The organism is Polaromonas sp. P3_C2, assembly GCF_056402675.1.
Genome location: NZ_JBFUGX010000054.1, coordinates 1 through 11,148, shown reverse-complemented (window position 1 = coordinate 11,148; position 11,148 = coordinate 1). Strand labels below are relative to the sequence as shown.

General features: G+C 63.4%; 16 protein-coding genes. 3 read left to right on the top strand and 13 right to left on the bottom strand.

What is annotated here, in order from left to right:
• Both AC1DWI_RS04290 and petA read right to left on the bottom strand, forming a co-directional pair.
• On the bottom strand, positions 1 to 746 hold a 746-nt coding region (locus AC1DWI_RS04290), incomplete at its 3' end, for a cytochrome b (protein ID WP_477724426.1).
• 127 nt (positions 747 to 873) lie between these two features.
• A complete protein-coding gene (gene petA, locus AC1DWI_RS04285; protein ID WP_457279695.1) occupies positions 874 to 1,509 on the bottom strand; it encodes a ubiquinol-cytochrome c reductase iron-sulfur subunit in 636 nt (211 codons plus the stop codon).
• A 291-nt stretch (positions 1,510 to 1,800) separates the two neighbouring features.
• Here petA and mscL point away from each other — a divergent pair, with 291 nt between their 5' ends.
• A complete protein-coding gene (mscL, locus tag AC1DWI_RS04280; protein ID WP_457279696.1) occupies positions 1,801 to 2,226 on the top strand; it encodes a large conductance mechanosensitive channel protein MscL in 426 nt (141 codons plus the stop codon).
• Between the two features lie 174 nt (positions 2,227 to 2,400).
• Here mscL and pdxA read toward each other — a convergent pair whose 3' ends face one another.
• Together pdxA and AC1DWI_RS04270 are read right to left on the bottom strand one after the other, a co-directional pair.
• Positions 2,401 to 3,435 carry a 4-hydroxythreonine-4-phosphate dehydrogenase PdxA gene (gene pdxA / locus AC1DWI_RS04275; RefSeq protein WP_477669851.1) on the bottom strand — a complete coding sequence of 345 codons (1,035 nt, stop codon included), beginning with the start codon at positions 3,433 to 3,435 and terminating at the stop codon, positions 2,401 to 2,403.
• Entirely contained in the window at positions 3,432 to 3,578 is a 147-nt protein-coding gene (locus AC1DWI_RS04270) for a hypothetical protein (protein ID WP_477669852.1), read from the bottom strand. The genes pdxA and AC1DWI_RS04270 overlap by 4 nt, the downstream gene beginning before the upstream one ends.
• 68 nt (positions 3,579 to 3,646) lie before the next feature.
• On the opposite strand from AC1DWI_RS04270, the gene AC1DWI_RS04265 reads away from it, so the two are divergent.
• Positions 3,647 to 4,996 carry a GGDEF domain-containing protein gene (locus tag AC1DWI_RS04265; protein ID WP_477724425.1) on the top strand — a complete coding sequence of 450 codons (1,350 nt, stop codon included), beginning with the start codon at positions 3,647 to 3,649 and terminating at the stop codon, positions 4,994 to 4,996.
• A 17-nt stretch (positions 4,997 to 5,013) separates the two neighbouring features.
• Here the strand turns inward: AC1DWI_RS04265 and AC1DWI_RS04260 are convergent, their stop codons facing one another.
• Together AC1DWI_RS04260 and AC1DWI_RS04255 are read right to left on the bottom strand one after the other, a co-directional pair.
• Entirely contained in the window at positions 5,014 to 5,775 is a 762-nt protein-coding gene (locus AC1DWI_RS04260) for a Nif3-like dinuclear metal center hexameric protein (protein WP_477669854.1), read from the bottom strand.
• Between the two features lie 34 nt (positions 5,776 to 5,809).
• Entirely contained in the window at positions 5,810 to 6,415 is a 606-nt protein-coding gene (locus AC1DWI_RS04255) for a chalcone isomerase family protein (RefSeq protein ID WP_477669855.1), read from the bottom strand.
• 243 nt (positions 6,416 to 6,658) lie between these two features.
• Between AC1DWI_RS04255 and AC1DWI_RS04250 the strand changes: the two genes are divergently transcribed.
• The gene (locus tag AC1DWI_RS04250) at positions 6,659 to 7,816 is read left to right on the top strand and encodes a S1C family serine protease (RefSeq protein ID WP_477669856.1); all 1,158 of its coding nucleotides are present in this window, start codon (positions 6,659 to 6,661) and stop codon (positions 7,814 to 7,816) included.
• Positions 7,817 to 7,946: 130 nt separating this feature from the next.
• Here the strand turns inward: AC1DWI_RS04250 and tatC are convergent, their stop codons facing one another.
• From tatC to AC1DWI_RS04215, 7 genes are all read right to left on the bottom strand, one after another.
• Positions 7,947 to 8,747 (bottom strand): twin-arginine translocase subunit TatC, encoded by an 801-nt coding sequence (tatC, locus tag AC1DWI_RS04245; RefSeq protein WP_477669857.1) that lies wholly within the window; start codon positions 8,745 to 8,747, stop codon positions 7,947 to 7,949.
• 70 nt (positions 8,748 to 8,817) lie between these two features.
• Complete coding sequence (tatB, locus tag AC1DWI_RS04240; RefSeq protein WP_457279703.1) at positions 8,818 to 9,285, bottom strand: Sec-independent protein translocase protein TatB; 468 nt, start codon at positions 9,283 to 9,285, stop codon at positions 8,818 to 8,820.
• Between the two features lie 41 nt (positions 9,286 to 9,326).
• A complete protein-coding gene (gene tatA / locus AC1DWI_RS04235; protein ID WP_477669858.1) occupies positions 9,327 to 9,566 on the bottom strand; it encodes a Sec-independent protein translocase subunit TatA in 240 nt (79 codons plus the stop codon).
• A gap of 175 nt (positions 9,567 to 9,741) precedes the next feature.
• Complete coding sequence (locus AC1DWI_RS04230; protein WP_477669859.1) at positions 9,742 to 10,101, bottom strand: histidine triad nucleotide-binding protein; 360 nt, start codon at positions 10,099 to 10,101, stop codon at positions 9,742 to 9,744.
• Positions 10,102 to 10,124: 23 nt separating this feature from the next.
• Complete coding sequence (locus tag AC1DWI_RS04225; protein ID WP_477669860.1) at positions 10,125 to 10,472, bottom strand: DUF4870 family protein; 348 nt, start codon at positions 10,470 to 10,472, stop codon at positions 10,125 to 10,127.
• A 77-nt stretch (positions 10,473 to 10,549) separates the two neighbouring features.
• A complete protein-coding gene (locus AC1DWI_RS04220; protein WP_457279706.1) occupies positions 10,550 to 10,933 on the bottom strand; it encodes a phosphoribosyl-ATP diphosphatase in 384 nt (127 codons plus the stop codon).
• Positions 10,920 to 11,148: phosphoribosyl-AMP cyclohydrolase (locus tag AC1DWI_RS04215; RefSeq protein ID WP_477724424.1), on the bottom strand; the 229-nt coding region annotated here is incomplete at its 5' end. The genes AC1DWI_RS04215 and AC1DWI_RS04220, both read right to left, overlap by 14 nt.

Genomic DNA, 11,148 nt, shown 5'->3' with positions numbered 1-11,148 from the left:
CCGTCCAGCGGGTGGCCTGCGGCGTCCTTCGGCGCATTCGGGCCCTTGATTTCAACGCCGTCGGGATTGTTGGAGCCGACTTCATGCAGCGCGATGATGTGCRCGGCCACCAGGCCCAGCAGCACCAGCGGCACGGCAATGACGTGGAAAGCAAAGAAGCGGTTCAGCGTCGCGTCACCGACCACATAGTCGCCGCGGATCAGCAGCGCGAGGTCAGGGCCGATGAAAGGGATGGCGGCAAACAGGTTGACGATCACCTGGGCGCCCCAGTAGCTCATCTGGCCCCATGGCAGCAGGTAGCCCATGAAGGCCTCGGCCATCAGGCACAGGAAAATCGCGCAGCCGAAGATCCAGACCAGCTCGCGCGGCTTGCGGTAGCTGCCGTAGAGCAGGCCGCGGAACATGTGCAGGTAAACCACCACGAAGAAAGCGGAAGCGCCGGTGGAGTGCATGTAGCGGATCAGCCAGCCCCAGGGGACGTCGCGCATGATGTATTCGACAGAGCCGAAAGCCAGTGCGGCGTCGGGCTTGTAATTCATCGTGAGGAAGATGCCGGTGACGATCTGGATGACCAGCACCAGCATGGCCAGCGAGCCGAAGATGTACCAGAAGTTGAAGTTCTTCGGTGCGTAGTACTCGCTCATGTGCTCTTTGTAGAGCTTGCTGGCGGGAAACCGGTTGTCGACCCAGTTCATCGCCTTGACGGCGAGCGGGGCATCGGGGGAAATTTCTTTGAATTCAGCCATAACTGATCCTGGTTCGGTGGGATTCTTTGGCAAGCACCTGGTACGCGGCAGAAAGGTCGGCGGGTATCAGGTGCTGGCTATAGGGTCTTGTGAAGGAGCTTGGTTAACGCGGGTTAAGGCAAGCGCCTCAGGCCTTCTTGTCTTCACCAATCAGCAGACGGGTGTCCGAAAGGTACATGTGCGGCGGCACTTCCAGGTTGTCCGGCGCGGGCTTGTTCTTGTACACACGGCCGGCCATGTCGAAGGTCGAGCCATGGCAGGGGCACAGGAAGCCGCCGGCCCAGTCGTTGGGCAGCGAAGGCTGTGCGCCGGGCTGGAACTTGTCAGAGGGCGAGCAGCCCAGGTGCGAGCAAATGCCCACCACCACCAGCGTTTCGGGCTTGATGGAGCGGTTTTCGTTGCGGGCGTATTCGGGGGTCAGTTCGTCGGGCTTGCGCTCGGATTTGGGGTCGGCCAGGAGGGCATCGACCTTGGGCAGCTCGGCGAGCTGCTCGGGCGTGCGTTTGATGATCCAGACGGGCTTGCCGCGCCATTCCACCGTGATCTTTTCGCCGGGTTTCACGCCGGAGATATCGACCTCGACGGCCGCACCGGCAGCCTTGGCTTTTTCGGAGGGCTGGAAAGTGCTGACAAAGGGGATTGCGGTGGCTGCAACGCCTGCGCCGCCTACAGCGCAGGTGGCCACGAGCCAGTTTCTTTTATCTTTATCGACGGGGGCGCCGTGGGGCACACCGTTCGCGCTTGCTTCGCTTGCTTGGGTCATGAGAGTCCTTCAAGAACTGGCTTGAAATAGGCTTGGTGGGAGGCTTAGTGGGGTCAACCCGCAATTGTAGCGGAGCGCGATGTCGTTTTTCAAGGCGGAGGGCCCGGCCCGGGCGGCGGCAGCCCGCATGGCTGGGCCGGAAGTGCCCGTTTTTAAGGCAGCCGGCCGCCTTCGCATATTTTGTTGCAAGCCGCGCCTTTCGCACCGCCCGAAAACACGGCCAGCCTTCATAATCATTTTTTGCAGAACGCCGGTACGGCCGGCAACCGCTACCAATAACAGGAGAGACTCATGGGAATGATGCAGGAATTCAAGGAATTTGCCGTCAAGGGCAATGTGATCGATCTGGCCGTAGGCGTGATCATTGGCGCCGCTTTCGGCAAGATCGTCGACGCCGTGGTGAGCGACCTGATCATGCCGCTGGTGGGCCTGGTCTTCGGCAAGCTGGACTTTTCCAGCATGTACGTATTGCTGGGCACTGTGCCGCCGGGCACCGACATGTCGCTTGAAGCCCTCAAAAAGGCTGGGGTCCCGGTCTTTGCCTATGGCCACTTCCTGACGGTGAGCGTCAACTTCGTCATCCTGGCTTTCATCATTTTCCTGATGGTCAAGCAGATCAACCGGCTCAAACGTCACCACGAAGCCGCACCACCGCCCGCCGCGCCGCCTGAAGACATCGTGCTGCTGCGCGAAATCCGCGACAGTCTAAAAAAGTAACCCCCCTGTTGCCCGCTCACTTCGTGTAGCGGGCCTCTCCCCTACAGGGGACGGCGCCTTGCGGCTGGCAAAGCCAGACCGCGGCCCCCGCTTGCGAAGGCATGGCTATGCTATTGATTTAATAGCTGCTTGCGCAGGCTCCTATTGGGCCAGGGCCCGATTTCGCTTGAATTTTCAGCCGGCAACAAGCTGGCGCGCCATGCGAACAGCCGCCAGCAAGCTGGATGCGTCCGCGCGCCCCGTGCCGGCGATGTCAAACGCCGTGCCGTGGTCGGGGCTCGTGCGCACCAGCGGCAGCCCCAGCGTCACGTTAACGCCCTGCTCCACGCCCAGGTATTTGACCGGGATCAACCCCTGGTCGTGGTACATCGCCACCACCACGTCAAACTCGCCGGGTTTGCCGACAGCATGGCGTGCACGCATGAACACCGTGTCGGGTGCGAAGGGACCGCTCACATCCAGCCCTTGCGCGCGGGCGGCAGCGATGGCCGGCGCGATGATGGCCTGCTCTTCGCTGCCGAACAGTCCGCCTTCACCGGCGTGCGGATTCAGCCCCGCCACCGCGATGCGCGGTGCCCGGCCCAGGCTGGCAGCCACCGCGCTGTGCGTGATGCGCAAGGTCTGCAACACGTTGTCAAAGGTGACGGCCTCAATGGCGCGCCGCAGTGACATGTGAATGCTTACCAACACGGTCTTGAGTTCATCGTTGGCCAGCATCATGCGCACCGGCACGTCCGCCGCCGATTTACCCAGAAAAGCGGCCGCCTCGGCCTGAAGCATTTCGGTGTGGCCCGGAAAAGCGGCCACCCAGCCACCGGCCGCCGCCAGTGCCTCCTTGTGGATGGGCGCCGTCACCATGGCGCATGCCTCGCCACCCAGCACGCTGCGCGCCGCCCAGACGATGCAGTCAGCCGCAGCCTGGCCCGCCCGCGCATTGACCTGGCCGTAAGGCACGGTCTCCAACTCGCATTTTTGCAACACCCCGATGCAATGGGGCGGCACCCCCGCCGCATCGGCCAGGGCGTCCAGCCGGGCCACCGGCAGCGCCAGCGGGGACGCTGTCAGCGCGGCAGCGCGGCGCATCGTGGCGACATCGCCTACCACGGCGCAGCCCGCCATTTCAACGGGCGCGTCGCGAAAAGCCCTGGCGATGATCTCCGGGCCGATGCCGGCGGCGTCACCCATGGTGATGAGCAGCGGCTTGTTCACAAGCCGGGCGCCGCCGCGGTGAATTGCGGCGACAGGGTGCATTTGGTTACAGGAAACCCCATAATCACAAAGAAACAGGTCAACACACCGGCTGCACAGCGCAGCGCCGGATCAATGAATTCAGGGGGGTCGGTCAGATGCATGCTGGGGGTATTTTGGCGCAAACCACATCGCAGCGGCAGCTCGCCGGCGCACAGGACATCAGCCTGCCATGAATGCTGCCATGCCCGTCCTGATGTCCGACGGTGAAATGATGCTGTGGAGTGCTGCGGCCGGCGCACTTGGCCTGGTGCTGCTGCTGGCCCTGGCCGATGCCCTTTACAGCCGCACCCGCGCTGCCTGGCAGACCCTGGCTTACCTCGCGCTTTGCTGGCTGGTGGTGATGCTGCTGAGCGGCCTGCCCATGGAGCTCTGGCCGGACGGCAAGGAGTCGCTGGGCATTGCGCAACTGCTTGTCGGGCCGGCTTGCGCGTCGATGGGCAGCTTCGGCGCCAGCAAATGGCTGTCGGCCCACCAGCGCGACCACCTGATGAAGGTCAGCCTGCTAACCATCACGCTGGTCTGCATCGCCGGCGGGCCGCTCTGCCTGCTGCTGGAGCCGCAGTGGGCCCTGCCCGCCTCGGCAACACTCGCCGTCGTCAATCTTTCCGTAGTGCTGTGGCTGTCGGTTCGCGCCACGCAACTCGGTGACCGGCTGGCCTGGGGCCTGGCGCTGGGCTGCCTGCTGACGCTGCCCGCGCAGATCGGCCTGTACGGCCTGGCGCTGAGCCCCACCCGGTTTTCACTGCCGCTGCAGGCCGGCGTGGCTATGGCAGCCTTGCTCAGTGTGGTCATCACGGCCGCCATGCTGTGGCTGCGCAACCGGCAGACCCGGCAGTTGAAGCACGGCGAAGCGTCGGGGCATGACCCGATCACCCAGCTCTATGACGGCGTGGCGATGGTGCAGAAAATCATCCGTGCGCAGCGCCRGCGTCTGCGCACGCGGCGCGACGGCGCGCTGATGGCCGTGCTGCTGTTCGAGCCCGAAGGCCTGCTGCCCCAGATTGGCCAGGCCGGCCTGAACGAAATCTACATCCAGATGGCGCGCCGCATTCAGCGCCACACCGGCGCCGTCAACCCGGCCGGCCGCTACTATGACCGCTGCTTTGTCGTGCTGCTGGAAACCATGCATTCGCCGCGCTGGATACGCACACTGGGCCTGCGCGTGGCCTCCGACCTGCGCCGGCCGATGGACGTGACGGCCCTGGGCGGGGGGCGCGCCCGGATCAAGCCGGACATTGCCGTCGGCATCGTTCATCTGTCGGTCGCCGGCAAGGACGTCGCCCAGCTGCTGCACGAAGCGCAGTCTGTGGCGCAGGCTGCCCGCGCCATGCGCTCCCGCGCCGCCCTGCTGGACCCGGAAACCCGCACCGCCGTGCCGGTGGAGCATGCCGAGCTGGGCTCCAGCTGGCATGCGCTGCGAAACGCCGCGCCGCAAACCCCGCTGCGGGCCAAACCCGCCGGCCCTAACGCCAGCCCCAACGCCAGCCGAACCGGGCGGCAGCGCCACAAGCCGGCCTGATCCCCGCAAGAAACGCTTCAGGCCGGGTTGTCGATGTCGATGAACTGGTGGGCCAGGCCGAGCTGCGTGGCAACCTGCGCCGCCACGGCCGGCGCGCCGTAGCGCTCGGAGGCGTGGTGCCCGCAGGCAATAAAGACCACGCCCATCTCGCGCGCGTAGTGCGCCTGGGGTTCGGAAATCTCGCCGGTGATGAAGGCGTCGGCGCCTGCGGCAATCGCCGCCTCAAAATACCCCTGCGCGCCGCCTGTGCACCATGCTATGTTTTTGATAGCTGCTTGCGTTGGTCCTGCTTTGGTTACAGCCCGATCAAGCACTTTTTCCACATGTGTTGCCAGTGCGCCGGCATCTGAAAACTGCCCTCCGTCGACACGCCCACCGATAAAACCCAGGTCCTGTTCGCCGAATCGCCCCGTCGCCGTGAGGCCCAGTTGCAAGCCCAGCTGGGCGTTGTTGCCGAGCTCGGGATGCGCGTCCAGTGGCAGGTGGTAGGCATAGAGGTTGATGTCGTGCGCCAGCAACAACGCCAGGCGCTGCTTCATCCAGCCCGTGACGCGGCCGTCCTGGCCGCGCCAGAACAAGCCGTGGTGCACAAAGACGGCGTCGGCCTGCGCCGCAATCGCCGCTTCGATCAGCGCCAGGCTGGCGGTAACGCCGGAAACGATCTTGCCGACCGACGGTTTGCCTTCGACCTGCAGGCCGTTGGGGCCGTAGTCCTTGAAACGCGCGGGCTGCAAAAGCGTGTCAAAGGCCTGCAGCAAGTCCTGTCGTGTGGTGCTCATGGCCCCATTGTCTCAGGGCGCTGCCTCAGGACGATCAGCTTTTCTCGAGGCCCAGCAAGGCGTCCTTGAGCATGAAGTCGGCCGGAACGGACCCCAGCCAGATGCCCAGCACCATGCGAAAGAACTCCGCATCACCGACCGCTGCGCCCTGCGGCTGCTCGGCGATGAAAAAGCTGGTGCCCTTGCCCGGCATGAACTCCATCGCGAACGAATCGCCGGGCATCAGCTTGCTGCGGCCCGAGAAGATATCGATCAAACGGTTGCTCGACACCGAGTGGCGGCTGACAGCGTCGCGGCTTGAATTGTCGGCCATGCCTCGCAGGAAGAGCCGGCCCAGGTCGGTGCCGGAGACTTCGCGCAGCGCCACAAAAGCCAGGCGGATGGGCGTGCCCAGCTTCATCGCCTCGTCGGCCGACGAGACCTTGCGGCTCGTGTACAGGGCCATGTCATAGACCTTGAAAATGGCCTTGAAGCGGGTGCCGGCGCCATTGAGCTGCAGTGTGGTGCCCTGCGCCACCACACTGGCCGGAAATTTCGTCGCCGTGGGTGCGGCCAGAACCGGCAATGCCAGTCCCGCCGAACCCGCTGTCAATGCGGCCGCGCCACGCGCGAGCCAGGTCCGCCTTGAACACTGATGCATGTTGTCACCTCCGTTATGGTTGTTGACCGCGGGCAGCGGTTCAGGCTGCCCGCGGCTGCGGCCTTGCGGCAGCCGGGAACATGGTACCGGAGCCAGCCGGCGTGCTTCCTTACAGCGAGCGGGAACCCGAAGCGATAAACTCCATCAGTTGGCGCCGCGCCCCTTCCGGCCCTGTGCCGCCCCGGATTCCCGCCCCATTTCGTCTTCCGCACCTTCGTACCGGCACGCCGACCTTCACGCCTCATGAAACGCACCTGGCTTCTTTTTTCCCAAACCGTCACCGTCCTGCTGGCGGCTTACTTCGTGGTGGCCACGCTCAAGCCGCAGTGGCTGGACCGCGGCAATATGCCGGGCGTGTCCGTCATCGAGGCCCCGGCCGGCAGCGCGCCGCGCAGCGGCGGCGCCGGAAGCGGCTTCGCGTCGGCGGCCAAAATTGCCTCGGCGGCTGTGGTCAGCATCAACACCAGCAAGGCCGCTGCCAAAAACCCGCATGCCGAAGACCCGTGGTTCAAGTTTTTCTTCGGCGACCAGAGCCCCAATGAACCGCAGGGCGGACTGGGCAGCGGCGTCATCATCAGCGCCAGCGGCTACATCCTGACCAACAACCACGTGGTGGAAGGCGCCGACGAGATCGAAGTCATCCTCAACGACACGCGCAAGGCAAAAGCACAGGTCATAGGCACCGACCCGGACACCGACCTGGCCATCCTCAAGATCGACCTGGACAAGCTGCCCGTCATCGTGCTGGGCAACTCCGACGCCTTGCAGGTGGGCGACGCCGTGCTGGCCATCGGCAACCCGTTTGGCGTGGGCCAGACGGTCACCGGCGGTATCGTGAGCGCACTGGGGCGCAACCAGCTGGGCATCAACACCTTTGAAAATTTCATCCAGACCGACGCCGCCATCAACCCCGGCAACTCGGGCGGCGCGCTGGTCGACGTGAACGGCAACCTGATGGGCATCAACACCGCGATTTATTCGCGCTCGGGCGGCTCCATGGGCATTGGTTTTGCCATCCCGGTGTCGACCGCCAAGCTGGTGCTCGACGGCATCGTGAAGGACGGCCAGGTCACACGGGGCTGGATCGGCGTGGAGCCGCAGGACCTCAACCCCGAACTCGCTGAAACATTCGGCCTTCCGGCAGCTGCGGCCAAAGAGGGTGGTGTCATCATCACCGGCGTTCTGCAGAACGGCCCGGCCGCGCAGGCCGGCCTTCTGCCCGGCGACGTGATCACTGCCGTGAACGGCAAGGGCGTGCGCAACGTGAGCCAGTTGTTGACCGCTGTGGCAGCCCTCAAGCCCGGTACGCCGGCGCCGTTGACGGTGCTGCGCAAGGACAAGCAGACCGAGATCCCGGTGACGCCCGGCAAGCGCCAGCGGCCCAAGGTTCAGCAGCGCTGACCGGCCGGGGCGGCGGGGAGCCCGCAGCCATCAAWGCGAAGGTGCTATTGAGTTAATAGCTGCTTGCGCCCGGCCATATTGGGCTGCAGCCATTTTTATCCAAGGTTTTTTGAACAGCCCCGGCGGAAAATCAGGGCTTGGCCGCTTCGGTGTCACTGTCGGTCTCTGGCGCCTTGGTGTGCTTGACGAACAACAGGGCCGCCAGGATGCCGACCTCATACAGCCCGCCCACCACCATCAGCAGCATGATCATGGAACCGGCGTCGGGCGGCGTGACCAGGGCGGTGCCGATGGCGGCAATCACCCAGAAATAGCCGCGGTATTGGCGCAGCTGGGCCACGGTGAGTATGCCCATGCGCACCAGCAAAATGACCGCAATCGGCACTTCAAAGGCCAGCCCGAACGCCAGGAACATGCCCAGCACGAAGCTCAGGTATTCCTCGATGTCCGGCGTAGCCGTGATGGACTTGGGCGCAAAGCTCTGGATGAAGGCAAACACCTGGCCAAACACGAAGTAATAACAAAACGCCACGCCGATGAAAAACAGCAGGGTGCTGGAAACCACCAGCGGCATGACCAGTTTTTTCTCATGCGAATACAGGCCCGGCGCGACGAAGGCCCACACCTGGTACAGCACCACCGGCAGTGCGATCATGAAGGCGGCCATGAAGAGTATCTTGATGGGTACCACGAACGGCGTGATCACGCTGATGGCGATCAGCGTGGCGCCCTTGGGAAGCGTAGCCACCAGCGGTGCGGCCATCAGGTCATAGAGGGCGCTGGCGCCGGGGTACACCGCCAGCACGGCGGCCGCAATGCCGATGGCAATCACCGCCTTGATCATCCGGTCGCGCAGCTCCACGAGGTGCTGCACAAAAGGCTGTTCGGTGCCCGCGAGTTCGTCGGGCTTGTCGGTGTGGGGATCGCTCATGAGGGGAATTTGCGCTGGTGGGGCTGCGCGGGGAGGCACGCAAACAGGAAGGAATCAGCAGAAAAGCAGCTCAAGGCATGCGGCCCGGCTGCGGACGGAAGCGCGCCACGCGGGCCGCGCCGGACTGGGCCTTGGTACGCACGCCCGAACGGGCCTTGTACCACTGCGGTGTCGCGCCCTGCTTGAGCCGCCACTTCTTTTTCGGGTGCCTGTACTCGGGGAAGATTTCCATGCCCGGCAAAGCGCCGGAGGACGACTCTCCCGTGGCCTCGGCCCAGGATTTTTCGAAATCGCTGGCGTTGGTCTGGATGGAGTTCTCTACGTCACGGGCGGCGCCCTCAACGGTTTCCTTCATCTTCTTGAGCTCGTCCAGCTCCATGGAGCGGTTGACCTCGTTTTTGACGTCGGCCACATAACGCTGCGCCTTACCAAGCAACGTACCCACGGTGCGCGCCACGCGCGGCAGTTTCTCCGGGCCGATAACGATCAGCGCCACGGCGCCGATGAGCGCCATTTTGGAGATGCCTAGATCAATCACTGCAGAAGGTGTCGCTGGAAGGTTGCGTCAGATGATTGCGCTCAAGACTTCTGCTTGGCTTCGACGTCGATTGTCGTTTTGTCAGTGGCCTGAGCGTTGGTCACGCTGGCGGGCGGCACGGGCACGTCGGCGGGCGTCTGGCTGCCGTCCTTCATGCCGTCTTTAAAACCCTTGACGGCGCCGCCGAGATCGCTGCCCATGTTTTTCAGCTTTTTGGTGCCGAAAACCATCACCACGATCAACAGCACGATCAGCCAGTGCCAGATGGAAAATGAACCCATGATTTGCTCCTAATCTGTAAATACAGGTGTAAATGCAACATTGCCGGTTTGGGGCGGTTTGCACGTAATTGCGTTGATTCTAAAGGCCCTGTCTGCCGGAAAACCGATTACACACATTGGCCTACCGGTTTAGTGTGGTTGTGGGCACCGGGGTTCCCTTTGGCTTGTAACCCTTCTAGCCCTTCAGCCATGGACGAGGGCCGCCGATCACGTGAAAGTGCAGGTGATGCACTTCTTGTCCGCCTTCGGCGCCGGTATTGGTCACGATCCGGTAGCCGCCCTCCGGATAAGGGTTACAGCCCTGCTCTATCGCCAGCTTGGGGGCCAGCACCATCATRCGCCCCAGCAGGGCGGCGTGTTCGGGGCCAACCTGGGCCATGGACGGAATGTGGTCCTTGGGAATGATCAGGAAATGCACGGGCGCCCACGGGTTGATGTCGTGAAAAGCGTACAGCTCGTCATCTTCGTACACCTTCCGGCTTGGAATGGTGCCCGCAGCGATCTTGCAGAAAATGCAGGTGTCGGAATGGTTCATGGCTGGGTCGTGACTCAAGGAAATTACGCAGGACGGTGGCTGCTAAAACGCATCCAGCCACGCACGCAGCGGTACAGGTACCAGAGGCAGACAATGCCATAGGCCACCCACCCCGGCACAATCAACAGCCACAGCGGCGACAGCAGCACCAGCCACGCAAGCGTCCACCAGAAGGTGCGAATCATGTAGTTGTGGTGGTCGATGTAGAGCGCATCGGTTTCATCCGCGCGGCGAATGTAGTTGATGATGACGGCGATCACCGCAAACACACCGCCGCTGAACCAGGCCAGCGTGTGCAGGCCGTACAGCACATGCATGATGGTGCGGTCGGCGGGATTCTTGCCTTCGAATTCGGCCAGGTCGGTTTCCATGCGTTCAGGTTCCAGTCAAAGCGATATCAGGGAGAAGAAAAATCAGCCACGGTGATGGGGGCCATGAAACGCCCGTCTCAGGGCTTTTCGGCCGCATCACGGTGCTGGGCCTTGCGCAAGGCTTTTTCCTCGATGCCGCTGGTGCCTTCGCGGCGCTCCAGCTCGGCGATCACGTCCAGTGGGCTGAGGCCATAGTGCGCCAGCGCGATGAGGCTGTGAAACCACAGGTCGGCCACTTCGCCGACCAGCTTGCCCTTCAGCTCCGCCGTGGGGCCCCCGCGGTCGATGTCCTTGGCGGCCATCACGGTTTCGGTGGCTTCTTCACCGATTTTTTTCAGGAAGGCGTCGGGGCCTTTGTGCAGCAGGCGAGCCACATAGCTGGTGTCCGGGTCACCGCCGTTGGCCGCCTTGCGGCTTTCAATGATCTGCGCCAGGCGCTGGAGGGAGTCATTCGTGGTCATGTTTGCCGGAGTCTGTTGATGCTTTTTTATACATGGTTGTCGGGTCTTTCAGGACCGGCTCGGTCACCACCCACTGGCCGTCTTTATACACACTGAAAAAGCAGCTGTGGCGGCCCGTGTGGCAGGCGATGCCCGGCGTGTGGCCCAGCTGCGTCACCTTGAGCAGGATCACGTCGTTGTCGCAATCCAGGCGAATTTCATGCACTGTTTGCTGG